21 protein-coding genes are annotated in these 25,760 nt (G+C 39.8%); 13 read left to right on the forward strand and 8 right to left on the reverse strand.

All coding sequences use genetic code 11. The annotated features are described in order from the left end of the window. Positions 1–173: 173 nt before the first annotated feature. The 6 genes from CIK86_RS05740 to ubiG all read right to left on the reverse strand — a co-directional run bounded on the left by CIK86_RS05740 (position 174) and on the right by ubiG (position 8,366). A complete protein-coding gene (locus CIK86_RS05740; protein ID WP_086996049.1) occupies positions 174–2,540 on the reverse strand; it encodes a TonB-dependent receptor in 2,367 nt (788 codons plus the stop codon). Positions 2,541–2,813: 273 nt separating this feature from the next. Continuing rightward, entirely contained in the window at positions 2,814–3,083 is a 270-nt protein-coding gene (gene yfaE, locus CIK86_RS05745; RefSeq protein WP_011328096.1) for a class I ribonucleotide reductase maintenance protein YfaE, read from the reverse strand. Then, positions 3,083–4,213 carry a class Ia ribonucleoside-diphosphate reductase subunit beta gene (gene nrdB, locus CIK86_RS05750; RefSeq protein WP_011328097.1) on the reverse strand — a complete coding sequence of 377 codons (1,131 nt, stop codon included), beginning with the start codon at positions 4,211–4,213 and terminating at the stop codon, positions 3,083–3,085. Before nrdB ends, yfaE begins: the two co-directional genes overlap by 1 nt. A gap of 67 nt (positions 4,214–4,280) precedes the next feature. Continuing rightward, complete coding sequence (nrdA, locus tag CIK86_RS05755) at positions 4,281–6,563, reverse strand: class 1a ribonucleoside-diphosphate reductase subunit alpha (RefSeq protein ID WP_011328098.1); 2,283 nt, start codon at positions 6,561–6,563, stop codon at positions 4,281–4,283. Between the two features lie 412 nt (positions 6,564–6,975). Continuing rightward, positions 6,976–7,656 carry an HAD-IA family hydrolase gene (locus CIK86_RS05760; RefSeq protein ID WP_086996052.1) on the reverse strand — a complete coding sequence of 227 codons (681 nt, stop codon included), beginning with the start codon at positions 7,654–7,656 and terminating at the stop codon, positions 6,976–6,978. Beyond that, positions 7,656–8,366 (reverse strand): bifunctional 2-polyprenyl-6-hydroxyphenol methylase/3-demethylubiquinol 3-O-methyltransferase UbiG, encoded by a 711-nt coding sequence (ubiG, locus tag CIK86_RS05765; RefSeq protein ID WP_086996055.1) that lies wholly within the window; start codon positions 8,364–8,366, stop codon positions 7,656–7,658. Before ubiG ends, CIK86_RS05760 begins: the two co-directional genes overlap by 1 nt. A 177-nt stretch (positions 8,367–8,543) precedes the next feature. On the opposite strand from ubiG, the gene gyrA reads away from it, so the two are divergent. From gyrA to CIK86_RS05815, 10 genes are all read left to right on the forward strand, one after another. Then, positions 8,544–11,243: a DNA topoisomerase (ATP-hydrolyzing) subunit A gene (gene gyrA, locus CIK86_RS05770; protein ID WP_011328101.1), complete on the forward strand. Its 2,700-nt coding sequence runs from the start codon at positions 8,544–8,546 to the stop codon at positions 11,241–11,243. A gap of 324 nt (positions 11,244–11,567) precedes the next feature. Further along, positions 11,568–12,650 carry a 3-phosphoserine/phosphohydroxythreonine transaminase gene (serC, locus tag CIK86_RS05775; protein WP_086996058.1) on the forward strand — a complete coding sequence of 361 codons (1,083 nt, stop codon included), beginning with the start codon at positions 11,568–11,570 and terminating at the stop codon, positions 12,648–12,650. Further along, positions 12,650–13,927, forward strand: a complete 1,278-nt coding sequence (gene aroA / locus CIK86_RS05780; RefSeq protein WP_086996061.1) for a 3-phosphoshikimate 1-carboxyvinyltransferase — start codon at positions 12,650–12,652, stop codon at positions 13,925–13,927. The genes serC and aroA overlap by 1 nt, the downstream gene beginning before the upstream one ends. A gap of 105 nt (positions 13,928–14,032) precedes the next feature. Continuing rightward, complete coding sequence (cmk, locus tag CIK86_RS05785) at positions 14,033–14,743, forward strand: (d)CMP kinase (RefSeq protein ID WP_011328104.1); 711 nt, start codon at positions 14,033–14,035, stop codon at positions 14,741–14,743. A 95-nt stretch (positions 14,744–14,838) separates the two neighbouring features. Then, a complete protein-coding gene (gene rpsA / locus CIK86_RS05790) occupies positions 14,839–16,506 on the forward strand; it encodes a 30S ribosomal protein S1 (protein WP_086996065.1) in 1,668 nt (555 codons plus the stop codon). A gap of 63 nt (positions 16,507–16,569) precedes the next feature. Beyond that, a complete protein-coding gene (gene ihfB, locus CIK86_RS05795; protein ID WP_011328106.1) occupies positions 16,570–16,857 on the forward strand; it encodes an integration host factor subunit beta in 288 nt (95 codons plus the stop codon). Positions 16,858–16,879: 22 nt separating this feature from the next. Beyond that, positions 16,880–17,161 (forward strand): LapA family protein, encoded by a 282-nt coding sequence (locus CIK86_RS05800; RefSeq protein WP_086996069.1) that lies wholly within the window; start codon positions 16,880–16,882, stop codon positions 17,159–17,161. 2 nt (positions 17,162–17,163) lie between these two features. Next, positions 17,164–18,300, forward strand: a complete 1,137-nt coding sequence (lapB, locus tag CIK86_RS05805) for a lipopolysaccharide assembly protein LapB (RefSeq protein ID WP_086996072.1) — start codon at positions 17,164–17,166, stop codon at positions 18,298–18,300. Between the two features lie 45 nt (positions 18,301–18,345). Beyond that, positions 18,346–19,050 carry an orotidine-5'-phosphate decarboxylase gene (gene pyrF, locus CIK86_RS05810; protein WP_086996074.1) on the forward strand — a complete coding sequence of 235 codons (705 nt, stop codon included), beginning with the start codon at positions 18,346–18,348 and terminating at the stop codon, positions 19,048–19,050. A 93-nt stretch (positions 19,051–19,143) separates the two neighbouring features. Beyond that, complete coding sequence (locus CIK86_RS05815) at positions 19,144–19,518, forward strand: hypothetical protein (RefSeq protein ID WP_172459228.1); 375 nt, start codon at positions 19,144–19,146, stop codon at positions 19,516–19,518. A 65-nt stretch (positions 19,519–19,583) separates the two neighbouring features. Here CIK86_RS05815 and CIK86_RS05820 read toward each other — a convergent pair whose 3' ends face one another. Together CIK86_RS05820 and CIK86_RS05825 are read right to left on the reverse strand one after the other, a co-directional pair. Continuing rightward, positions 19,584–20,414 (reverse strand): S1-like domain-containing RNA-binding protein, encoded by an 831-nt coding sequence (locus CIK86_RS05820; protein ID WP_086996083.1) that lies wholly within the window; start codon positions 20,412–20,414, stop codon positions 19,584–19,586. A 2-nt stretch (positions 20,415–20,416) separates the two neighbouring features. Further along, complete coding sequence (locus CIK86_RS05825) at positions 20,417–21,739, reverse strand: DEAD/DEAH box helicase (protein WP_086996086.1); 1,323 nt, start codon at positions 21,737–21,739, stop codon at positions 20,417–20,419. A 196-nt stretch (positions 21,740–21,935) separates the two neighbouring features. On the opposite strand from CIK86_RS05825, the gene CIK86_RS05830 reads away from it, so the two are divergent. From CIK86_RS05830 to CIK86_RS05840, 3 genes are all read left to right on the forward strand, one after another. Further along, a complete protein-coding gene (locus CIK86_RS05830) occupies positions 21,936–22,943 on the forward strand; it encodes a rhodanese-related sulfurtransferase (protein ID WP_086996089.1) in 1,008 nt (335 codons plus the stop codon). Between the two features lie 157 nt (positions 22,944–23,100). Continuing rightward, the gene (locus tag CIK86_RS05835; protein ID WP_011328114.1) at positions 23,101–24,996 is read left to right on the forward strand and encodes a putative nucleotidyltransferase substrate binding domain-containing protein; all 1,896 of its coding nucleotides are present in this window, start codon (positions 23,101–23,103) and stop codon (positions 24,994–24,996) included. A gap of 7 nt (positions 24,997–25,003) precedes the next feature. Beyond that, positions 25,004–25,714 (forward strand): 3'-5' exonuclease, encoded by a 711-nt coding sequence (locus tag CIK86_RS05840; protein ID WP_011328115.1) that lies wholly within the window; start codon positions 25,004–25,006, stop codon positions 25,712–25,714. Positions 25,715–25,760 lie beyond the last annotated feature (46 nt).

The raw sequence follows: 25,760 nt of genomic DNA on the forward strand, positions 1-25,760 counted from the left end.
GGTATATTTAACTTTTTATCTGCTCATTTATGCTTCTTCTTTTCTTTTTGTGAAAAGTATTTAAAGTGAGATATGTATAAAGAGGATATAAAACACTGCACTTTAGCAAGCAATAAATATGCCCCAGCATAGCAAGGGGCTTATTAATGATTAGCGGTAATTAAAGTATATTGTTAAAAGTAGCCGCGAATACCAAAGCGGAAGTTTCTACCTGGTAATGGGGCGGTGTCTTTAATAAATGAGCTATGTACAAAGCCAAGCTCATCAGTAATATTATCAACGTTGATATACAGTTGTGTATCAAGGTTACCTAAATCTAGCTGATAGTTAGCTTGTGCATCAAATAAAGTATAACCATCGGTTTTAGTCTCATAGGCGGTAATATCGGTTTGTGAAAAATAATGGGTACCGGTTAATGCGAATTGCCAATTACCTAAGTTGTATTGCAACTCAGAGCCTAATTTATTAGCAGGGACACGAGGTAAGTTTTCATCGTCTTGCTTGAGTTTTGCTCGCGTAGAGTCACCAAATACTTTAACCAAGGTGCTTGCGTTAACTTTATAATGCGCATCAAACTCTAAGCCATACAGCTCGGCGTCTTTACTGGTAAACTGATACACCGCCACACCATGGTCGTGGCCGTTATCAGCCGCTTCTAAACCATGTTCTTCATCAAATACTAAGCCAGTATTTTCTTGAAAGTAAAAGTTTTTAATATCATTATAAAAAAAGTTTACAGAGTAACCAAAGTCACCGCTAAAGCGTCTAAAACCTAAATCAATATTGGTTGAGGTTTCTTGTTTGATATTCTCGGGTTCAAAATGCGCTTCACCGTCTTCAATATGATAGCCTAGGCCAAGCTCATAGGTACCAGTTGCAATGTGTAAGCCATTAGATAATAGCTCTGCAGAGAGCGGAGCACGTTCTGAGTGTGAAAGACTCATTGCCATACTATATCCAGGGGTATATTGCCAAATAGCACCCATTGAAGCGCTAAGGTTAGTAAAGCTTTTAGTGTAGGCAAGTACTTCAGCATTGCTTGTTTGCGTGTCATCATGACTATGCTGATGCGCTGCTATTTGGCTTTTTATTTTATAGTCTTCAACTCGCGCACCTAACTCAATAGTTACATCACCAAACTCACGTTCTTCTAATAAATATAAAGCATTAGTGGTCGTTACACTGGCTGGCGTAAATGCTTCTTCGCCGTTGGCATCATAATCAGAATCACTGTAGTGATAACCCACCATGCCGTGCCAATCAGCTAATTTATGTTCTATGTTTAAGCGTGCTTCAGTGGTTTTGTTTTTAAATGTAGTGCCTATTTCACCATTTTCAATTTCACTGTGTAAGTAATCTGTATAGCCTAAGCGCAAATTAATGGTTTCAATCCAATTATTATGTAGCGCATAGCTTAATAGACCTTGCCAGCGATCTTGCTCTAACTGGGCAAAAACAGGTGTTTCTTCATGTGCTTCATCACTATGGGCATCGCCGTCGGCTGCATGATCGTGTTCATGTCCGTGATCATGCTCATGACCTGGAATACCATAATCCGTTTTTATTTTACCGTAAGAAAACCCAACCGTTAAATGCTCACCTACGTAGCTAGTACCAAAGTTAACGGTTTCACTGTCGATAAAGGTGTTTTCTACAGAATCTTTACTTTCAACATCACCATCTTCGTGAAGCTGGTTAAATCGTGGTGTTTGATAGTCATCGCCGCTGCGTTTAGTGCCATCAAAATGAAAGTTAAAATTATTATAACCCGTCTCTAACTTTGCAGCGTAGGTATTCGCGTTGGATACCGAATCGTGACTGTATTCTACTGCACCGGTTAATTCATCTATATTGCTCGTAGGAATGCGGTTATCAACTACGTTTACCACACCACCAATAGCACCAGAGCCATACAGTAGAGTACTTGGGCCACGTAGTACTTCTATTTGTTCAGCAGCTAAGCTGTCGCTAGAAGTAGCATGATCAGGGCCAATACGCGATGCATCACTGCTGTCTAAGCCATTTTGCATAATTTTAACCCGAGGGCCATCTAAGCCACGAATAATTGGGCTTGATGAAACAGGGCCAAAATAACTCGCGTTAACTCCCGGTAAGCCTTTTAGGGTTTCGCCAAGCGTTGGCTTTGACTTGTTTCTTAGCTCATCACCAGAGAGTACATTTACCGGAGAAATCATTTCTAAGCTACTTTTGTGCAAGGCTGATGCAAACACAACTACAGTTTCAATAGAGGTTGGCTTTAAAGCAATTGCAATATTGTTTGATGACTCGGTTACCGTAATGCGTGAATCGCTATAGTTATCTTTGCTAATATGCAGCTGGCCGCTCGCATCAAGCTCAATGGCAAACTCGCCAAGCTTGTTAGTTTTAACGCTTTGAGATTTACCGTGTACATGAATAGTGGCGTTTTCAATAGGTTGATTTTTTTCATCTGTTACTTTGCCATTAACAGTAGCAGCAAGTGCAGAGTGAGAGCATAAAACAGAAAAAATTGCAGAAGAAATTAATGTTAGCTTAGTCATGAGTCTTTAAGTTCGTGGTTGTTATGTTGTGATATAATATAACACTACAAAAGCGACGGTTCAATGATGTTATAGTATAACTTTATCGATTTTAGTAATTAATTAGCAGGGAAATCTGCAAGGCTTTGATTGTTAACAATTTATAAAGGTTAATTAATTTGCTTTATGAATATGCTTTTTATAAAGGGCTAAAAAGTACTTTTAAACTAAGTGGTTTAAAAGTACTTAAAACTGATTAGAGAGTGATTTTTAGACTGTTTGGTTTAAATGAAGTTAAAGTTTAATATGTATGTCGCCATTAGGTTTGCAGCAGCACAACAGTATTTCGCCGTCGCGTACAAACGCTAGAGGCTCTTCATTATAATCAACTTTACCCGACACTAAAGTCGCTCTGCAGGCACCGCAATAGCCTTCGCGGCATTGAAAGGCCACTTCTATCTGTTGAGATTCTAGGCAGTGTAAAACAGAAGGGCAGCCAGTGCTAAATTCTATGCACTGGCTGTTATCTGCAAGCGTAATGCTTGCAGTAGGTCGATCAGTCATTATAAATCAAAGTCACCAAATTCAGAGGCATCAACTTGCGAGTCTATTTGACCAACAAGGTAGGAGCTAATTTCAGCTTCTTGTGGTGCTACTTGCACGTTATCTGACACCAACCAAGAGTTTATCCATGGGATGGGATTACTGTTGTTTTTAAACTGTGCAGGAAAACCAATGGCTGTCATTCGAGCGTTGGTAATGTATTCAACGTACTGACATAAAATGTGTTTATTTAAGCCAATCATTGAGCCATCTTTGAATAAGTACTCGGCCCATTCTTTTTCTTGCTCTGCAGCGTCCACAAACATTTTAATTGCTTCGTCGCGGCACTGCGCGGCAACAATCGCCATTTCTGGATCGTCTTTACCGTCTTGCATAATATTTAAAATATGCTGAGTGCCAGATAAATGTAGCGCTTCATCGCGGGCAATAAGCTTGATTATTTTAGCGTTACCTTCCATCAATTCACGCTCAGCAAACGCAAACGAGCAGGCAAAGCTGACATAAAAACGAATCGCTTCTAAAATATTTACCGACATCATTGCCAGGTAAAGTTTCTTTTTCAGCTCAAATAAATTAACAACAACAGATTTACCGTTAATCTCGTGTTTGCCTTCACCGTATAAATTATAAAGCGACACTGAGTTAATTAAATCATCGTAGTATTTTGTTACCGCATCGGCACGTTCACTAATTTTATCATTGCTAACTATGTCATCAAAAATAAGTTCAGGTGCTTGGGTAACATTACGAATAATATGCGTGTACGAGCGGCTATGAATCGTTTCACTAAACGCCCACGTTTCTATCCATGTTTCTAACTCTGGTAGCGATACAATAGGTAGTAGGGCTACGTTTGGTGAACGCCCTTGTACGCTATCAAGCAATGTTTGATATTTTAAGTTACTTAAAAATATATGCTTTTCATGATCAGGTAATGCTTGAAAGTCTAAGCGGTCTTTGCTTACGTCTACTTCTTCTGGGCGCCAAAAAAACGAAAGCTGCTTTTCAATTAGTTTTTCAAAAATAGGGTATTTTTGTTGATCATAACGAGATACGTTAACGGTTTGGCCAAAAAACATTGGCTCTTCCATTTGGTTATTATGTTTACGACTAAAGGTAGTATAAGACATGTTTATCACTCAAAAAACTATCAGAATAAAGCGGGCTTAGTGCCCGCTTAAAATAAAAACTCAAAAATTAAATTTTACACGCGCCGCCTGCGCAATCATCATCTTCAAGATCCGGTGTATCTTCTTGTGCATCAGATGCACCATCGCGGGTATTGTGATAGTACAAGGTTTTAACACCCAGTTTGTAGGCGCTAAGCAAATCTTTTAATAAGACTTTCATCGGTACGCGACCGCCTTCAAACTTACCAGGATCATAATTTGTATTGGCCGAAATAGACTGATCAATAAATTTTTGCATTATACCCACAAGTTGTAAGTAACCATCGTTTGAAGGAATATCCCACAGTAACTCGTAGTTATCTTTTAAACGTTCATATTCAGGTACAACTTGCTTTAAAATACCGTCTTTACTTGCTTTAACGCTAATATGACCACGTGGTGGCTCAATACCGTTTGTTGCGTTAGAAATTTGCGACGATGTTTCTGATGGCATTAGCGCACTTACTGTTGAGTTACGCATACCGTGCTCTTTAATGCTGGCACGTAATGCATCCCAATCAAGGTGTAGTGGCTCATCACAAATTTTGTCAAGATCTCGCTTGTACGTATCTGTTGGCATTATACCTTGAGAGTAGGTTGTTTCGTTAAACTTAGGACATGCACCACGCTCTTTAGCAAGCTCGTTTGATGCTTTCATTAAGTAGTATTGAATCGCTTCAAATGTTTTGTGCGTTAGTGCATTTGCGCTGCCATCTGAATAACGCTTACCGTTTTTAGCTAGGTAGTATGCGTAGTTAATTACGCCTATTCCTAGAGTACGACGACCCATAGTGGCATTTTTTGCAGCCGGTACAGGGTAGTCTTGAAAATCAAGTAAGTTATCTAAAGCGCGTACAGCAAGCTCAGCCAATTCTTCAAGTTCATCTAGTGACTCAATAGCCCCTAAGTTAAATGCAGAGAGTGTACATAGCGCAATTTCGCCTTCTTCGTCGTTTACGTTATCCAACGGCTTAGTTGGTAATGCAATTTCTAAACATAAATTAGATTGGCGAATAGGTGCCACTTTAGCAATGAACGGGCTGTGCGTATTACAGTGGTCAACGTTTTGTAAGTAAATACGACCGGTACTTGCACGTTCTTGCGCAAACATTGAGAACAGTTCAATAGCTTTAATGCGTTTTTTACGAATTGATTCGTCTTGTTCGTATTTTACATAAAGCGCGTCAAACTCGTCTTGGTCTTCAAAAAATGCATCGTAAAGGCCTGGCACATCAGAGGGGCTAAACAAGGTAATGTAGTCGTCTTTAATTAAACGTGAGTACATTAGTTTATTAAACTGTACGCCGTAATCTAAATGACGCACGCGGTTGTCATCAACCCCGCGGTTATTTTTAAGTACTAACAGGTTTTCTACTTCTAAATGCCAAAGCGGGTAGAACAAGGTTGCTGCGCCGCCACGTACACCGCCTTGCGAACAGCTTTTAACCGCTGTTTGAAAGTGCTTATAAAAAGGAATACAACCCGTATGGTACGCTTCGCCATTGCGAATGTGGCTACCCAGTGCACGAATGCGACCTGCGTTAATGCCAATGCCGGCACGTTGCGATACGTATTTAACAATTGCAGACGAGGTGGCGTTAATTGAATCAAGGCTGTCACCACATTCAATTAATACACACGAGCTAAACTGGCGTGTTGGCGTACGAACACCTGCCATAATTGGCGTAGGCAGTGAAATTTTAAACAATGAAATCGCATCGTAAAAACGTTTTATATACGCAATACGTGTATCGCGAGGGTAGTCAGCAAACAAGCTAGCTGCGACTAAAATATATAAAAACTGCGCGCTTTCATAAATCTCACCGGTTACACGGTTTTGAACTAAGTATTTACCTTCAAGCTGTTTAACCGCAGCATAACTAAAGTTAAGGTCACGGCTGTGATCTAGGTATTCGTCTAATTCGTCAAGCTCTTGCTCGGTGTAATCTACCAGTAGGTGAGCGTCGTAGCGTTTGTCGCCAACCATTTTTGTTACATGATCAAATAAACGTGGTGGCTCAAATTGGCCATACGCTTTTTTACGTAAATGGAATACAGCTAAACGTGCTGACAAATACTGATAATCAGGAGATTCTTTTGAAATCTGATCGGCTGCAGCTTTAATGATGGTTTCGTGAATATCTTTAGTACGAATACCGTCGTAAAATTGAATGTGTGATTTTAATTCAACTTGCGAAACCGAAACGTTATTTAACCCTTCGGCGGCCCATTCAATAACGCGATGGATCTTGTCAAGATCAAGTGGCTCTTTACGGCCGTCACGTTTGCTTACAGATAACTGTTGGTTCATAGTTTTGCCTGTATTCCTTGGAAATTAAGTATTTTGACCAATGATTAATACTCCAAAATAACAGAGTATCTATTCATTTATTATTGTTTACACCAATTCAGGCGATTTTATTGAATAACATTTAGCCACAATATCTGGTGTTGTTCAAATTAGAGATCACAAGATAGTGTGGTCCGCGTTGTTTTGCAAGGGACAGAATTGCCCCTAATTGTGGATAACGTCGGGATAACACATTTGTGTTAGTAAGCATTAACCTTCGAACATTCGGTTAAGTTGAAATTTACAAAAATCAACTAAGGATCTACTAAATTTACGCTTTTTAAAAATATATTTTGACTGCTTTTTTTATCAGCAGGCTTTGTGTGAAAACTAACACAATCACAATATATAGTGTTTGATAATTAACATAGCACTATATATGGTTAAAACCTTCAATAGGGCTTTGCCAATTAAAATCGGCCTGCCAGCTCAAAACTTCGGTTAAGTTAGGCACGTAACCCCAAAGTGCGGTTGCGGTGTGCATACCTGCCGCTTTACCTGCTTGAATGTCACGCAAAGCATCGCCAATGTACAAGCAACGATTAGGCGCAACGCCCATTAGCTTGGCACAATGTAGTAAAGGTAAAGGCGAAGGTTTAGCTTCAGCTAAAGTATCGCCACTGATAACCACGCAGGCATTTTTTAAAGCAGGGATCGCGGCTACTAAAGGGGCGGTTAAAAATCCGGGTTTGTTAGTCATGATCCCCCATTTGATGTTTTTTCGCTCCAGTTCGAAAAGTAGTGGCTCAATACCAGCAAAGCACGTGGTGTGTTTGGCTATGTTAGCCGCGTAGGCATCAATTAATTGCTTAACGAGTTGTGCTTGCGGTTGCTCACCCCATTTATCTTTAAAACCGACCTCTAACAAGGCTGCTGCGCCATTAGATGCAGCAGCGCGATATACCTCACGACTTACTGTATCTAATTGCTGCGAACGCAGTACGGTATTTAAAGCTGCACCTAAGTCATCAGCGGTATCGAGTAAAGTGCCATCTAAGTCAAATAAAAAAGCATCGTACTCTATAGTAGGTGACGTTGATTGAGAGCTAGCCATTACGCTAACTTCTCAAAATGCAGAATATAATTTACGCTTACGTCGGTATTAAGCGAGTACTGCTTAGATAATGGATTATAAGATAACCCAGCACTGGCGCGCACTTTTAAACCCGCTTGTTCAGCCCAGGCAATTAACTGTGCTGGTTTAATAAACTTTTTATGATCGTGAGTGCCTTCAGGCACCATTTTTAATAACTTTTCTGCACCAATAATGGCGTACAAATAGGCTTTAGGGGTTTTATTAAGTGTTGAAAAAAACACATCAGCACCGGGTTTTGCAAGCTCTGCAACAGCATGAATAATAGAAGCCGGATCGGGTACATGCTCCAGCATTTCCATACAGGTTACTACATCAAAGCGAGCAGGGTGCTCGGATGCATATTGTTCAGCAGGTACTTTAATATACTCTACATGTACGCCTGTCTCTAGGCTGTGTAATTTGGCAACAGTTAAAGGCTCTTGGCCCATATCTATGCCGGTTACCTTTGCCCCCATGCGCGCCATGCTTTGGCTTAAAATACCGCCGCCACAACCTACATCTAGTGTTTCTTTGTCAAATAGACCGCCAGTTTTATTGGCTATAAAGTCTAAACGTAAGGGGTTTATTTCGTGAAGCGGTTTAAATTCCCCGTCTAAATCCCACCACCGCTCTGCGATGGCCTCAAATTTTGCAATTTCTGCGTGATCTACATTTTGATGTTCGGTCATAAAATACTTCCTCGTCAATCTGGGGGCATTATATAGGGCTAAATTGGTAAATCGCAAAGTTTTGCGCCTGTAAATCTAAAAAAATTGTGGTAGCATGTTTCTTTAGTAATAATAACAAATTCTCTTGATACCTAATAGTGGGTGTTTAAGAGCTGATACTGAAGGAATGTGATATCAATGACTGATCTCGCCCATGGCATTCTGCCAGTCAATATTGAAGACGAGTTAAAAAACTCCTACTTAGATTACGCAATGAGCGTAATTGTAGGACGTGCATTACCAGACGTGCGTGATGGCTTAAAACCTGTTCACCGCCGCGTTTTGTTTGCAATGAACGAGCTTAGTAATGATTGGAACAAGCCTTACAAAAAATCGGCACGTGTTGTCGGTGACGTAATCGGTAAATACCACCCACACGGCGATAGTGCTGTTTACGACACTATAGTACGTATGGCACAGCCATTCTCACTGCGTTATATGCTAGTAGATGGTCAAGGTAACTTCGGTTCGGTTGATGGTGATTCAGCAGCGGCAATGCGTTATACAGAAGTACGTATGGCAAAAATGTCGCATGAATTATTAGCCGATCTTGAAAAAGAAACGGTTGATTTCGTTCCTAACTACGACGGCACTGAGCAAATCCCTGACGTTTTACCAACCAGAGTTCCTAACTTATTAGTAAACGGTTCATCGGGTATTGCGGTAGGTATGGCAACAAACATTCCACCTCATAACTTAACTGAAGTGGTAAATGGCTGTTTAGCACTCATTCAAAACCCTGAATTATCTATTTTAGAGTTAATGGATTATATCCCGGGCCCAGATTTCCCAACTGCTGCAATTATCAACGGTAAAAAAGGCATAGAGCAAGCCTATTTAACTGGCCGTGGTAAAGTGTACATGCGTGCCCGCGCTGAAATAGAAGTAGATGAAAAAACGCATCGTGAAACTATCATTGTTCACGAAATACCTTATCAAGTTAACAAAGCGCGCCTAATTGAAAAAATTGCTGAGCTGGTTAAAGATAAAAAAATTGAAGGTATTAGTGCGCTACGTGATGAATCAGATAAAGACGGTATGCGTATCGTTATTGAGATTAAACGTGGTGACGTAGGCGAAGTTATTTTAAATAATTTATATGCGCAAACGCAGTTACAAACTGTGTTTGGTATGAATATGGTTGCGTTAATTAACAACCAGCCTAAGTGCTTTAATTTAAAAGAAATGCTTGAAGAGTTTATTATTCACCGCCGTGAAGTAGTAACTCGTCGTACTGTTTTTGATTTACGCAAAGCGCGTGACCGTGCACATATGCTAGAAGGTTTAGCAATTGCACTGGCAAACATCGACCCAATTATTGAGCTTATTCGTAATTCACCAACACCTGCTGAAGCAAAAGTTGCTTTAACAGCGCGTTCGTGGGAATTAGGTAACGTAAAAGCCATGCTTGATAAAGCAGGCGAAGACAACGTTGCCCGCCCAGATTGGTTAGCTGCTGAGTTAGGTATTCGCGATGGTCAATACTTTATTTCTGAGCAACAAGCTCAAGCAATCCTAGATTTACGCTTACATAAGCTAACGGGTTTAGAACACGAAAAGATTCTAACTGAATACCAATCGTTATTAGATTTAATTGCTGAGCTTTTACATATTTTGGCAACACCAGAGCGTTTAATGGAAGTTATTCGCGATGAGTTAGTTGAAATTAAAGCGCAATATGGTGATGAGCGTCGTACTGAAATAAATGCCGCAGCACACGATATCAGCCTTGAAGATTTAATTACCGAAGAAAACGTAGTAGTAACGCTTTCTCACGAAGGTTATGTTAAGTATCAGGCTCTGTCTGATTACGAAGCGCAGCGTCGTGGTGGTAAAGGTAAATCGGCAACGAAGATGAAAGATGAAGATTTCATTGAACGTTTATTAGTTGCTAATACGCACGATACTATATTGTGTTTCTCAACGGCTGGTCGTTTATATTGGCTTAAAGTGTATCAGTTACCACTTGCAAGTCGTGCAGCGCGCGGCAAACCAATTGTTAACTTATTACCACTTGAGGCAGATGAACGTATTACCGCTATATTACCAGTACGCGAGTATGCAGAAGATAAATACATCTTTATGGCAACCGCATTTGGTACAGTGAAGAAAACACCACTAACGGCATACAGTCGTCAACGTGCAAGCGGTATTATTGCGGTTAACCTAAATGAAGGCGATAGCCTAATTGGTGTTGATGTTACCGATGGCAGCAACGAAATTATGTTGTTTACCGATGCAGGTAAAGTAGTACGCTTTAAAGAAGCAGAAGAAACAACGGTTGTTGATGAAAACGGTAACCCAGTACTAGACGAAGAAGGTAACCCTGAGATTCGCTTCAAAGGTGTTCGTCCTATGGGCCGTACAGCTACAGGTGTTCGTGGTATTAAAATGCCTGAAGGACAACGCGTAGTATCGTTAATTGTGCCTAAAACAGATGGTGCTATTTTAACCGTGACTGAAAACGGCTACGGTAAACGTACTTTACTTGAAGACTACCCAGCGAAGAGTCGTGCGACTCAAGGTGTAGTGTCTATTAAAGTAAGTGAGCGTAATGGTGCGGTTGTAGGTGCTGTACAAGTTGACGATAACGATGAAATAATGATTATTTCAAATCGTGGTACCTTAGTACGAACTCGCGTTAATGAAGTTTCTACGGTTGGACGTAACACGCAAGGTGTTATTTTGATCAGAACTATTGACGAAGAGCAAGTAGTTGGTTTACAACGTATAGAAGAGATTGAAGTTACCGAAAGTGACTTAATTGATATCGAAGACGTCGAAACAGTTGATACGGTTATTGATGAAGTAGCGGATGATAATCCTCCTTCAGAATAATTGAGATTAAAAAAGCGGCCTTGGCCGCTTTTTTTAATGGTGTTGAATAAAATTAATATTAATAATACTGCGCAATAAAATAATTTTTACAATAGCAAAAAGACTCAATTGCAAGACGTTAATTTATATATATAGTTGTTCTCAGTAATTGTTTTATATTGCTCTGTTTGCTGCATTAATGCAGCTTTATAGGTAATGAAGGCTTTAATACTATGAGTGAGGCTATAGCCCACTTAATGATCACAGCTTTAATTTAATGTGTATAACCTGATTGAATGGTAATCGGGTGTTTAATTTTTTAATTACTGGAATGAGGAAAAGGTAATGAGTAAGTATAATTTTTGTGCGGGGCCGGCCATGTTACCGCCAGCAGTAATGAAAAAAGCACAACAAGAATTTATAGATTGGCAAGGTTTGGGTGTATCGGTGATGGAAATGAGTCACCGTAGTAAAGAGTTTTTAGCGCTCACTAAAAAATGTGAAGCGAGCCTGCGTCGTTTAATGAATATTAGCGATGAATTTGAAGTGCTGTTTATGCATGGCGGCGGTCGCGGTCAATTTAGTGCTGTGCCATTAAATTTACATCAGGAAAATAAATCAGCGGTTTACTGCGAAAACGGCGTATGGTCAAAAAGTGCAACGGATGAAGCAAATAAGTTTACCCAAACTACTGCTATCGATGTTCGTAACGATACCGATGGTCAATTTTCGATTAAAGCAGTGGCAGACTGGCAGTTGCCAGCAGATGCGTCGTACATTCACTATTGTCCTAACGAAACCGTTGATGGCTTAGAGATTTTTGATGTACCGAGTCATCCAACAGCGCCAATTATCGCAGATATGTCGTCAACTATTTTATCGCGTGAAATTGACGTTAATCAATTTGATTTAATTTACGCTGGCGCACAAAAAAATATAGGTCCTTCGGGCATTGCAATCGTTATCGTACGTAAAACATTACTAGCACGTGAAGGGCTTCCTAAACCAGGTATTTTAGATTATGCACTAGAGGCCAAGCAGGGCAGTATGTTTAATACGCCACCAACATTTGCATGGTATTTAGCGGCTGAAGTATTCCAATGGCTTGAGCAAAATGGTGGTGTAAAAGCCATGGAAGCACAAAATATTGCAAAAGCTGAACTACTTTATAATTTTATCGATAATTCTGATTTTTATTCTAATAAAGTAGCTAAGCATAGTCGCTCGCGTATGAACGTCCCTTTTTGGTTAAATGATGAAAGCTTAAACAGTAGGTTTGTTACTCAATCAAACGAAGCAGGCTTGCTAGCACTCGAAGGCCATAGAATTGTAGGTGGAATGCGCGCCAGTATTTACAACGCAATGCCACTTGAGGGCGTGCAAGCGCTTGTTGATTTTATGGCTGCTTTTGCAAAGGAAAATAGCTAATGGAACAATTACGCTTAGAACCTATTTCGCGTGTTAATGGCAGCGTCACTCTGCCGGGTTCAAAAAGCTTATCAAACCGTATATTGTTATTAGCGGCATTAGCAAATGGCACTACTGTTGTTGAAAACTTACTTGATAGTGACGATATACGCCATATGTTGGGCGCGTTACAATTATTAGGTGTTAACGTTAGTTTAAACCAAGAGCGAACAGTTGCTACAGTACAAGGTGTTGGTGGGGTATTTAAAACCCCCAGAGAGCCTTTGTTTTTAGGTAATGCAGGCACAGCTTACCGTCCTTTAACCGCTGTACTTGCTGCGGTTGCAGGTGACTACGAACTGATTGGCGAGCCACGCATGGAAGAGCGCCCAATAGGGCATTTAGTTGATGCGCTGCAAGCACTTGGCGGTGATATTACTTACAGCAAAAATAAAGATTACCCACCGCTTAAAATTATAGGTGGGCAAATTAACGGTGGTGAAGTTGCAATTGACGGCAGTATATCAAGTCAGTTTTTAACTGCATTACTAATGGCTGCACCACTGTTTAATGGTGATACCAAAATAACGATTAAAGGCACTTTAGTATCTAAACCCTACATTGATATTACCCTTGATGTAATGGCACGCTTTGGAATAGAAGTTGAGCATAGTAATTATGCAACTTTTACCGTAAAAGGTGGTCAACAGTACCAGTCACTTGAGCGTATTATGGTTGAAGGCGATGCGTCTTCTGCATCTTACTTTGTAGCTGCAGCTGCAATTGCCGGTGGCGAAATTGAAATTAAAGGTGTTGGTGCTAAATCGGTGCAAGGCGATATTGGCTTTGCTAAAGTAATGGAACAAGTGGGCGCTAAAATAGATTGGTATGATGAGCGTTTAGTTGTTCGTAAAGGCCAATTAAACGGTGTTGATATTGACGCAAATGCCATACCTGATGCAGCAATGACATTAGCCACTGTGGCTCTGTTCGCTAAAGGGCCAACGGCTATTCGTAATATTTATAATTGGCGCGTAAAAGAAACCGACCGACTACACGCTATGGCAACTGAGCTCAGAAAAGTGGGCGCAGAAGTTGTAGAAGGGCACGATTTTATAGAAATCACTCCCCCGAAACACTTTAACGATGTGGCAATTGATACTTACGATGACCATCGCATTGCCATGTGTTTTGCTATGGTTGCCGTAGGTGGAAAGCCAATCACGATTAATGATCCTAAGTGTACTTATAAAACATTTCCGACATTTTTCAATGTATTAGCATCAGTTAGTGAGTAGGTTTTTGATGTTAATTAATAAAAAGTTACACACTAATAGCGATCTATTTAAATAACTGACGTATAATATTGCGGTTTACTTAGGTGTGCATTGTAGGAGGTTTAAATGCAGGCGTTATTAATGCCCGTGATCACCGTAGATGGCCCAAGTGGTTCAGGTAAAGGAACTGTTTGTCGCTTGTTAGCCGAAAAGTTGGGATGGGATGTACTTGATAGTGGCGCAATTTACCGCGTTTTATCTCTAGCGGCACTTCACCATCAAATCGCATTAGATAACGAAGATGCATTAGTTCCCTTAGCTGCTAACTTAGATGTGCAGTTTTTGGTAGATAGTCAAACTAATGCAGCAAAGGTTGTTTTAGAAGGTGAGGATGTAACCACCACAATCCGTAACGAAGAAGTAGGGGCTGCAGCATCAAAAGTAGCAGCACTACCTCGCGTACGCGAAGCGTTATTACGTCGCCAACGCGCATTTAGAACTGAACGAGGTCTAATTGCTGATGGTCGTGATATGGGTACTGTGGTTTTTAAAGATGCACCGCTAAAAATATTTTTAACCGCCAGTGCACAAGAACGCGCCAAACGACGTTTTGTTGAGTTGAATGCTCGCGGTCTTAATGTTACACTGAGTGGTCTATTAAAAGACATTCAAGAGCGTGATGATCGCGATATGAATCGTGCCGTTGCGCCACTTGTGCCTGCAGAGGATGCTATTGAGCTTGATACTAGCGAGCTTAATGCACAGCAAGTATATGATAAGGTATTAACTTTATTGGATACGGCTATCTCTGAAGGTCGGCTTCCTAAACGAAGCTAAATACATTTTATGCACCAGCAGGATGCCAGTGCTATTTTAACAACCCCATGCAGCATGGTTGCTTATTGGTATAATATATAGAGACGTATATTCGTATGTCAGAAAATTTTGCGCAGTTATTTGAAGAAAGCTTAAAGGGTTTTGAAGCAGAGCAAGGCTCTATCGTTAAAGGTACAGTAATCTCAATCGAGAACAACATTGTACTTGTAGATGCTGGTCTTAAATCAGAAAGTGCTATCCCTGCTGAGCAGTTCAAAAATGCTGCTGGTGAACTTGAAGTTGCTGTTGGCGACGAAGTAGATGTTGCACTGGATGCAATTGAAGACGGTTTCGGTGAAACTATCCTTTCTCGTGAGAAAGCGAAGCGTCACGAAGCGTGGATCCGTCTTGAGAAAGCATGTGAAGAGCAAGAAACTGTTACTGGTGTTATCAACGGTAAAGTTAAAGGCGGTTTCACAGTTGAAGTTGATTCAATCCGTGCTTTCCTACCTGGTTCACTTGTTGATGTTCGTCCAGTACGTGACACAACTCACCTTGAAGGCAAAGAGCTTGAATTTAAAGTAATCAAGCTTGATCAAAAACGTAACAACGTTGTTGTTTCACGTCGTGCAGTTATCGAATCTGAAAACTCACAAGAACGTGAAGAGCTTCTTGCTAACCTTGTTGAAGGCCAAGAAGTTCAAGGTATCGTTAAGAACCTTACTGACTACGGTGCATTCGTTGACCTTGGTGGTGTTGATGGTCTACTACACATTACTGATATGGCGTGGAAGCGTGTTAAGCACCCTTCAGAAATCGTTAATGTTGGCGACGAAATCGCAGTTAAAGTTCTTAAATTCGACAAAGATAAAACTCGTGTATCTCTAGGCCTTAAACAGCTTGGCGAAGATCCATGGGCAGCTATCGCTGGTCGTTACCCAGAAGGCTCTAAACTTTCTGGTCGTGTTACTAACCTTACAGATTACGGCTGTTTCGTGGAAATCGAAGAAGGCGTTGAAGGTTTAGTTCACGTTTCTGAAATGGATTGGACTAACAAGAACATCCATCCTTCAAAAGTTGTTAGCCTTGGCGACAGCGTTGAAGTTATGGTTCTTGAAATCGACGAAGAACGTCGTCGTATTTCTCTTGGTCTTAAGCAATGTATTGCTAATCCTTGGCAGGAATTTGCTCGTCTACAAAACAAAGGCGACCAAGTTACTGGTAAGATCAAATCAATCACTGACTTCGGTATCTTTATCGGTCTTGACGGTGGTATTGATGGTCTTGTACACCTTTCAGACATTTCTTGGAATACACCTGGCGAAGACGCTGTACGTGAATTCAAGAAAGGCGACGAAATCACTGCTATCGTATTGCAAGTTGACCCAGAGCGCGAACGTATCTCTCTAGGTGTTAAGCAAATCGAAGCTGACCCATTCAATAACTACCTTGATGCAAACAAAAAAGGTGCTATTGTTAAAGGTAAAGTGACTGAAGTTGATGCTAAAGGCGCAACTATTGAACTTATCGAAGGCGTTGAAGGTTACATCCGTGTAGCTGATATCGCTCAAGAGCGCGTTGAAGATGCAACTACTGTTGTTTCTGTAGGCGACGAAATTGAAGTTAAATATGTTGGTGTTGATCGCAAGAACCGCACTTTAAGCTTATCTGTTAAAGCTCTTTTCGAAGCTGAAGAGAAAGAAGTAATAGAAAAGCTTAAGAAAGACGAGCCAGTGTTTGAAAACGCAATGGCTGCTGCTTTCGCAAATGCACAAAAAGACTAATTAATCAGTCTTTAATTGGAAGGGCAGTTTATGCCCTTCCATTATTTCTTTTAAGGAAATGCTATGACTAAGTCAGAACTGATAGAAACACTTGCACAGCAACACGCACACGTTCCAGTGAAAGATGTTGAAAATGCAGTAAAAGAAATTCTTGAACAAATGGCCGGCTCATTATCTTCTTCAGATCGTATTGAGATCAGAGGTTTTGGTAGTTTTTCTTTGCATTATCGCGCTCCACGTACCGGTCGTAACCCTAAGACTGGCGAAACAGTAGAGCTAGATGGTAAACATGTACCACATTTTAAACCAGGTAAAGAATTACGTGATCGTGTAAACGAGAGCATTGCCTAGTTAACTTATTGGAGTAGGGTACTTGTTTAAGGTATTAAAAATTATTCTGGTTGCACTTTGCTTGATCAGTGCATTTGTATTGGGTTCTCAAAATCCACAATTAGTACAAATAAACTATATTATAGCCAGCAATACATTGCCTTTAGCCGTTATAATAAGTATTTGCTTTTTATTAGGTGTTGTAATTGGTTGTTTTGTAAGCTTTAAATTGTTTTCACAACTTAAGTGGCAAAATTATCGTTTAAAAAAACAGTTAGCACCTGAACAAAGTAAAAAAAAGCCTGCTGCTGATAAAGACTCATAATTATGATTGAGCTGTTATTTTTACTACTTCCTGTGGCTGCCGGTTACGGCTGGATAATGGGAAAAAACAGTGCTAAAAATCAAGCTCATCAATTTAATCGGCAGATCACCTCTGAATATAGTAAAGGCTTAAAGTTTTTACTCGACAGGGAAGAAGATCAAGGTCTTGAACATTTAATTAATTTACTAGAAGTTGCAGCTGACTCGGTTGAACATTATTCAACGCTTGCAACTATGTTTCGCCGCAGAGGCGAGCTAGACCGCGCAATAAAAATTCACGAACTCCTTTTAAAACACCCAAGCCTTAATGAGCAACAAGCTGCTGCTAGTCGTTTAGAATTAGCAGAGGATTATGTTATGGCTGGGCTATTAGATAGTGCCGAAGAGCATTTAGTTTGGCTTGTTAAAATGGACCACAGTGAAGCATTAGATCCTATTATCACTCTATATTCGCAAACCCGAGAGTGGCAAAAAGGGATTAATATGTTTGAAGCGCATAGTGAATTATTTTCAAAAGAACAACACTTTAAAGCCATAGCTAACTTTTACTGTGAGCTGGCGTTAAGTGATAATAACCCCTCATTAATGCGCAAAGCCATTAGTTTGAATCATAAAGCGATACGTCCTTTATATGAACTTGGTTTGTCTGCATATACTAAAGAAGACTACGTAAAGGCAATTTACTATTGGCGCGAATTAATTTGCCAATTTACATTTTTTGCTCCTTTATTTGTCGATAAATTAGCACATTGTTATAAGCATCTAAATTTAACTCATCAATTTCATCAGCTGATCAGTGAGTTACTCGACAAAGGTGGCGTGCTAATAAAAATACAACATTGCCAAGCTTTGTTAGAGCAAGGCAATACAGAGCAAGCTTTTGAGTTTTTAACTGATAGCTTAAAGCGCCAACCAACCATACGCGGGTTTAGTTTTTTATTACAACTAATGGGCGCTCAAGATAAAAATACTAAAGAGGTGCTCGACCAAATAGATAAACTGGTCACTTCTTATATTGCCACCAAACCAGACTTTCAATGTCAGCATTGTGGCTTTACTAGTTATACAATTTATTGGAATTGTCCTTCTTGTAAGCATTGGGAAACTACTGTACCAAGCAAGGGCTTAGACGGATTTTAATTCTTTAGTTTTCAAATAACACTTTCGCTATAAAGTAGGATAGTTATGCCTTTCGAAAAATCAAAAAAAATTCTTATTGCACTCGATTACGATGATCAGCAAGCCGCTTTAGACTTTGTAAAACAGCTATCACCCGATTCATGTCGCCTTAAAGTAGGTAAAGAAATGTTTACTTACTTTGGCCCTGCATTTGTAAAAGAGTTAATTGATTTAGGTTTTGATGTATTTTTAGATTTAAAATTTCATGATATTCCTAACACAGTGGCAAAAGCAGTGACTGCGGCGGCAAAAATGGGTGTATGGATGGTTAATGTGCATGCAAGTGGTGGCTTTGAGATGATGAGCAAAGCTAAACAAGCACTAGCTCCATTTGGCGATAAAGCACCATTATTAATTGCTGTTACCGTGCTAACGAGTATGGATGAGACAGAGTTAAAGCGTTTAGGCGTAGAAAAAACACCACAAGAGCAAGTTATTTATTTAGCGAAGTTGGCAAAAGAAGCAGGACTTGATGGTGTTGTTTGCTCTGCTCAAGAAGCACAACAATTAAAAGCAGAGTTAGGCGCAGGCTTTAAGCTAGTAACGCCTGGTATTCGCCCAGTAGGGAGTGATGCTGGCGATCAAAAACGCATTATGACTCCTAAACAAGCTATAGATGCAGGCAGCGATTACTTGGTGATCGGACGTCCAATTACTCAAGCAGACAATCCTGTTGCTGTTTTGGCAGATGTTAATAAATCTATGGAATAATTTAACAAAAGTTCAGACTTTATTGCCAGAACCCTTGCGAGATGTTTGTTTTATGTTACATTAATAAAATCAAAATGCAGTAAGGGTTTTATTTTGAGACTAATGTTAGGTTCTATAGTGATTATTGTTGCTGGATTTTCAGTAAACAAATATGTTTTTTCTAGTAAAGTGTATGATGGAGTAACGACAGTTACGGATATTGTTGCTATATATCCCGTAAATATATTCGATTTTAAACAAACATTGCAAAATTACGCTTATCACCTTTGTTATAAAAATGAGGATAGATTAAGTCAACAGCATGTAACTTCACACGAATGTGTAGATAGCCATGATAGCCTTAAACGAGATTGTGAAGATAAAGTATTTCGTTTAGCGCCATTAAATTTGCAAAATAAAGAAGAAGTGCTCAATTACGCTAAGCAATATACACAATGTACTTTGCCGTATAAATATATTATTGGGTAGTGAAAGGTTAGTTATAAGCGCTAAGTGCAGCACTTAGGCTACACTCAACGCATAATAATAAATTGTTATTTTAAGCGAATGGATTTCGCTTCAATTTCTATTAATCCTAGTTTAAATAATCCACCAATTGCCTTTTTATAATTAGCTTTACTGGTCGAAAATATTTTCTTAATTGTTTCAGGATCAGACTTATCACCTAAAGCAATAACGCCACCTTCCTCTTTTAGCTTTTCCATTATAATATCGCCAAGATTACTAACTTTAGCCATACCTGGTTTTTCTAATACAACGTCAATTTTGCCATCTTCACGTACTTTTTGAATAAAGCCTTTTAGTTTTTGACCTACAAATAAGCTTTTAAATACCATATTGTAAAAAATAACACCAAAGTGAGATTCTTCAATAAGGACTTTGTAACCAATGTCAGTTTTACCCGCTATGATCAAATCGACTTCTTGTAAATGGGTGTATTGCGGCTCATCTTTAGATAAAAAACGATTAAAGTTATTTGATGCACAAATACGCTTACTGGCATTGTCTAGGTACAAACGCACTAAATACGAATGACCTTCTTGCATACGCGGTTTTTGCTCATTAAACGGCGCTAGTACATCTTTTTCTAAGCCCCAATCTAAAAAGGCACCAATACTATTAATTTCTTTAACACGCAGTAGGGCATATTCACCTACTTGTGCATGAGGCTTTTTAATTGTTGCTGTAGGTAAATTAGCATTATCTAAAAATATAAATACGCTAATGCTATCTCCAGCTTCAAGCTCATGTTTTATTTCTTGTTTTGGTAAAAATACTTCGCCTAAATCGTGGCCGTCTAGGTAAGCACCTTCGTTACTAACTTCTTTTACAAATAAGGTTTGTGTGGTTCCAAGGTAACTCATAATTATTCCTGTTCAGGCTTTTTTCTACGGCGCATAGGAGTATCGCCATCAATATTAATAGGGGCTTTAATGGGAGCTGATGGTTTTTTAGGCTTAGCTTTGCGTTTAAACACTGGCTTTTTAGCTGCTACTGTTTTTTCTGTGGCTAAAACTGCAACTGGTTTCTTTTCTTTAATCCCTTTAAATTTAGCTTTTAAACCATCAACGCTATCAAACTTTAATTCATCATTTAAGAATGCTTTAATTGCTAAATAACTTGGCCAATCTTTAGGGCCTACTAACGACAGTGCGCTGCCTTTAAAACCAGCTCGACCTGTTCGCCCAATTCGGTGAACATATTCTTCAGCGTGTTTAGGTAAATCAAAATTTATAACATGGGTAACACTGAGTAAATCTAAGCCACGTGACGCAACATCTGTGGTTATTAATATTTTGAAGTTTTCGCGGCTAAATGCATCCATAATATCGAGACGCTTATTTTGTGCTAAATCACCTGCTAATGGCTGTGCTTTAAAACCTTTAGCGCAAAGCGCTTCGCTCAAACGGCTGGTATCTGCACGGGTAGCTGTAAATATAATACATTGGCCAACATCGTCTTGATTCAAAAAGTGCTCAAGTAAGGCTTCTTTATGCTCAAGATGATCAGCAAGATATAAGCTTTGTTTAATATCTGAGTGTTGCTCGTTTGCAGCGCTGAGCATTATTTGCTTAGGCTTTTTTAATAAGTTGCGTGATAGTGCATCTACTTGTGCATGATCTAGTGTAGCCGAAAACAATAATGTTTGGCGCAGGCGATGATCGGCCAAGTCATTAATCATTTTAAGTTGTTCGGTAAAGCCTAAATCTAGGATACGGTCTGCTTCATCAAAAATAAGTAGCTCAAGACCGCTCAATTGTAACGTACGCTTTGTAAGGTGATCGGCTAGACGACCTGGTGTTGCAACTACAAACTGCGGATCGTTTCTAAGCGCTTTAATTTGGTCATTAAAATTTTCGCCGCCGAGTATTTTTACGGCTTTAATGTTTGTACCTGCGATTAATAAACGCAGTTGTGTAAATACTTGCGTAGCAAGCTCACGTGTTGGAGCAACAATAAGTACCCGAGGATCGCGTTTACTGAGTGCTTTTTGTTTCATTACTCGTTGAACAGCGGGTAATAAAAACGCCAAGGTTTTGCCTGACCCTGTTTTAGACTGGGCGAAAATGTCATGCCCTGCAAGTGCTGTAGGCACTGCATGTGCTTGAATGTCGGTAGGCTGGGTGATCCCTTGATGTGCTAGTTGTGTTTCAAGGCGATTATCAATCCCAAGATCAGTAAAGTGCAAGGTGTGTTTCTCCAAAATGAGCAAGTTATATCTTAATTCTATCGGCGCATTATAGCCCACAGAGGCGTATGGCTAACAGTAAAATGCAAATTATAAGGCTAATTTTTGCATTTAATCACAAAAAGCGTAAAATACGCGCCCAAGATGCGCCGGATTTACGATTCGGTATATATTAAAAAGCAAAATAGGAATAAATATGACGGCTGTTCATAAAGACAATTTAACCAGCGAGCACTTTATAGTGTGTGCACTGTATAAATTTGTAGCATTACCTGAGTTTGAAGCGCTTAGAAAACCATTACTAGATGTAATGGAGGCAAATGAAGTTCGCGGTACTTTACTAATCGCCTCTGAGGGTATTAATGGTACGGTTTCAGCTAAACGTGCTGGCATAGATAATTTTCTTAAATGGCTTGAACAACAGCCAAGCCTTAATAACATTGTTACTAAAGAATCTTACGATGACGAATGCCCATTTTACCGCACCAAAGTAAAACTAAAAAAAGAAATTGTGACTATGGGGGTTGAGGGCATCGATCCGCTAAAAGTAGTGGGTAGTTATGTTAAGCCAAATGAATGGAACGCATTAATTTCAGACCCAGAAGTGATACTTATAGATACCCGCAACGATTACGAAATTGAAATAGGCACCTTTCAAAGCGCAGTTGATCCTAACACCAAAACATTCCGTGAATTTCCGCAGTGGGCTAAAGAAAACCTTGATCCAAGCAAGCATAAAAAAGTAGCTATGTTTTGTACTGGCGGTATCCGCTGTGAAAAATCAACAGCGTATATGAAAGAGCAAGGCTTTGATGAAGTGTACCATCTTGAAGGCGGTATTTTAAAATACCTTGAAGAAGTACCAAAAGATGAAACCATGTGGGAAGGCGAATGTTTTGTATTTGATAATCGTGTAGCGGTTAATCACGACTTACAAAAAGGCTCGTATGACCAATGTCATGCGTGTCGTATGCCAATCACCGAAGACGAAAAGTTAAAAGCTGAATATATGGAAGGCGTATCGTGTCACCATTGTATTGATAATGTAAGCGATGAGCAGAGAGAACGTTTTGCTGAGCGACAAAAGCAAATAGAGCTTGCACAAGCGCGTGGCGAAGGCCACATTGGTAATGAAGCACAAGCTATTTTACAGCAACGTAAAGAGGCTAAAAACGCTAAAAAACAAGCCCAACGTAGTAAATAATATTTTATTAAATTAATTTAAAAAGAGTCATTATTGACTCTTTTTTTGTATCCACTATATGTTTTAACCTAAGATTGGTAATGTTAGTCTTTAGGTAATACCAATTGCATTAAATTAGTATAAAACACATCATAATATCGCTATGTAGGAAGCAACTATGCAAGCCGAACAAATAGAAATAGCGCAGTTTTTAGCACAGCATCCCCCTTTTAACGATTTACCCATTAAAGCGCTTAACGAGCTGGCGCAACAAGTTGAAGTTGCATACTTTAGAGCGCAAACAGAGATTTTACAGTTAGGCCAAGATATTGCCGACTTGTACGTTATAAGAAGCGGCTCGGTAGAAATGTATCGCCGTAATGGCGAGCTTTATAATCGTTTAGCCGTGGGTGGAATATTTGGCCAAATGGGCCTATTGATGAACCGCAAAGTGCGTTTTCCGGCCACTGCACTAGAAGACACATTGGTTTACTGCATTAATGTTGAACTGTTTAATCGTTATTGCGATGAGTTTGATGCATTTGCTGATTACTTTGAAACCGATGGCAATGTACGTTTGCACCAAGCTATTGTTGAGCAAGCCGACAGTAACGATTTAACGACAGCAAAAGTAAAGTCGCTTATTCATCGCGATGTAGTGACAGTATTAACCACTTCTACGGTGCAAGATGTTGCTAAATTAATGAGTGAAGAAGCGGTTTCATCAGTACTGGTTACAGATATAAATAAGCCCGTTAACGACGACCCGGAAGAGGATGATGGCCAAGTAGTTGGCATAATTACCGACCGAGATTTACGTAATAAAGTGGTTGCGCCAGGGCTGTCGTTTGATACTCAAGCACAGCATATTATGTCTACTAACTTAGTGATTTTAGATGCTAATGCCTACGTTTTCGAAGCTGTATTAGCTATGTTAAGAGACAGCCTGCATCATTTGCCGGTAGTGCAAAAACGCAGGCCGATTGGGGTAATATCACTGTCTGATATTTTACGTTACGAGTCGCAAAGTAGCTTGTTATTAGTGCGTGGTATTTTGGCCCAGCAATCAGTGGAAGACTTAACCCATTATGCCCGCCAGTTACCTAATGTATTTGTGCGTATGGTTAACGAAGATGCAAACTCTCATATGGTTGGTACAGCCATGGCAGTGATTGGCCGTACTTTTAAGCAAAGGTTATTAATATTAGCTGAAGAAAAGTATGGGCCAGCTCCCGTGCCTTATTGTTTTATTGCTTTAGGCTCCATGGCGCGCGATGAGCAACTTATAGTAACGGATCAAGATAATGCGCTTATTTTAGATGACAGTTACAACGATGAGTTACATAACGAGTACTTTCAAAATATTGCAGACTTTGTTTGCGATGGTTTAGCACAATGTGGCTACACCTATTGCGATGGCGAAATTATGGCGTCATTTAAAAAGTGGCGTAAAACTCGCTCTCAGTGGTTTGAGCAATTTGCAGATTGGATAGCGAAACCAAAACCACAAACGTTATTACACAGCTCTATATTTTTTGATTTGGACGGCGTTTGGGGTAAAACAAAATGGGCCGATGAGCTCAAAGTCTTTGTTGCTAAACAAAGCAAAGCAAATAGGGTGTTTTTGGCAAATATGGCTGCTAATGCGCGTAATCGAACGCCGCCTCTTGGGTTCTTCAAAGGTTTTGTTTTAGAGCATAACGGCCAGCATAAGCACTCAATGAACTTAAAACGCCGTGGTACCGCACCACTTTCGGATGTTATACGGGTGCATGCATTAGCGATTGGTTCACGCAAACAAAACTCGTTTGACCGCCTTGAGGATATAATTGCCGCAAAAAGTTTACCCGAGGGTAAAGCACAAGATTTACGAGATGCGCTGGAGTATATAGCTATGATGCGAATTCGTCATCAAGCATTACAAATAGAGCAAGGTGAAGAGCCCGATAATAATTTAGATCCGCATCAACTTTCACCGTTTGAGCAGCGTAATTTAAAAGAGGCATTTGCGATTCTTGAAAAAGCGCAAAACTATCTAAAATTTAGCTTTATTTCAAATACAAATGTGAAGTGATTTTTCTATGAGCAAGCAAAAGCAAGCAATAGTTGACTGGTCGCTTAGGTATCAGCAATTAGCAAATAGCAGTGAAAATGCCTTGTTACAGCAGTTTTATGCATCGGCTTTTAATCAGCCTGCTGCAGCAATAGCTGATGTGCCATTTGTAGCGATGGATTTTGAAACCACCGGCTTAGATAGCGAAGCAGATGACATAGTGAGTGTGGGTTTAGTGCCTTTTAACTTACAGCGAATATACTGCAAGCACAGCCGCCATTGGGTAGTACAACCGCGCAGAAACTTACATGAAGAATCAATAATCATTCATGGTATTACGCACTCAGAGGTTGATGATGCACCAGACTTTAATCGTATTATTGAGCCTTTGCTTGCCGCGCTAAGCGGTAAAGTCGTGGTGGTACATTATGCAGCAATTGAGCGGCCATTTTTAAATAATGCGTTGTTACTTAGGCTGCACGAAGGCATAGAGTTTGCGTTAGTTGACACTATGGATATTGAAAAAAGAGCATTAACAGCACGCCAGGGTTTAATAGGGCGGTTATTTAATTCTAAAATAGGCTCGTTGCGATTAAATGATTGTCGTAAGCGCTACTCACTTCCTGCGTATAATAACCATAATGCCCTAACCGATGCATTGGCCACAGCTGAGTTGTTACAAGCGCAGCTGAGTCATCATTATCGCTTAGATACGCCGATAGATGATTTGTGGATATAAACTTTATTTTATAGCTATAAAAAACGCCGCATAATTTGCGGCGTTT

Origin of the sequence: Pseudoalteromonas sp. JB197 (assembly GCF_002332205.1) — a bacterium.
Classification (GTDB): Bacteria; Pseudomonadota; Gammaproteobacteria; order Enterobacterales; family Alteromonadaceae; genus Pseudoalteromonas; species Pseudoalteromonas nigrifaciens.

Coding starts and splice junctions, on each gene's coding strand:
- CIK86_RS05740 (WP_086996049.1), bottom strand. CDS start 2,540: ATGACTAAGCTAACATTAATTTCTTCTGCAATTTTTTCTGTTTTATGC.
- CIK86_RS05760 (WP_086996052.1), bottom strand. CDS start 7,656: ATGGCTAGCTCTCAATCAACGTCACCTACTATAGAGTACGATGCTTTT.
- ihfB (WP_011328106.1), top strand. CDS start 16,570: ATGACTAAGTCAGAACTGATAGAAACACTTGCACAGCAACACGCACAC.
- ubiG (WP_086996055.1), bottom strand. CDS start 8,366: ATGACCGAACATCAAAATGTAGATCACGCAGAAATTGCAAAATTTGAG.
- CIK86_RS05840 (WP_011328115.1), top strand. CDS start 25,004: ATGAGCAAGCAAAAGCAAGCAATAGTTGACTGGTCGCTTAGGTATCAG.
- pyrF (WP_086996074.1), top strand. CDS start 18,346: ATGCCTTTCGAAAAATCAAAAAAAATTCTTATTGCACTCGATTACGAT.
- nrdA (WP_011328098.1), bottom strand. CDS start 6,563: ATGAACCAACAGTTATCTGTAAGCAAACGTGACGGCCGTAAAGAGCCA.
- rpsA (WP_086996065.1), top strand. CDS start 14,839: ATGTCAGAAAATTTTGCGCAGTTATTTGAAGAAAGCTTAAAGGGTTTT.
- CIK86_RS05830 (WP_086996089.1), top strand. CDS start 21,936: ATGACGGCTGTTCATAAAGACAATTTAACCAGCGAGCACTTTATAGTG.
- gyrA (WP_011328101.1), top strand. CDS start 8,544: ATGACTGATCTCGCCCATGGCATTCTGCCAGTCAATATTGAAGACGAG.
- serC (WP_086996058.1), top strand. CDS start 11,568: ATGAGTAAGTATAATTTTTGTGCGGGGCCGGCCATGTTACCGCCAGCA.
- lapB (WP_086996072.1), top strand. CDS start 17,164: ATGATTGAGCTGTTATTTTTACTACTTCCTGTGGCTGCCGGTTACGGC.
- aroA (WP_086996061.1), top strand. CDS start 12,650: ATGGAACAATTACGCTTAGAACCTATTTCGCGTGTTAATGGCAGCGTC.
- yfaE (WP_011328096.1), bottom strand. CDS start 3,083: ATGACTGATCGACCTACTGCAAGCATTACGCTTGCAGATAACAGCCAG.
- CIK86_RS05820 (WP_086996083.1), bottom strand. CDS start 20,414: ATGAGTTACCTTGGAACCACACAAACCTTATTTGTAAAAGAAGTTAGT.
- CIK86_RS05835 (WP_011328114.1), top strand. CDS start 23,101: ATGCAAGCCGAACAAATAGAAATAGCGCAGTTTTTAGCACAGCATCCC.
- nrdB (WP_011328097.1), bottom strand. CDS start 4,213: ATGTCTTATACTACCTTTAGTCGTAAACATAATAACCAAATGGAAGAG.
- cmk (WP_011328104.1), top strand. CDS start 14,033: ATGCAGGCGTTATTAATGCCCGTGATCACCGTAGATGGCCCAAGTGGT.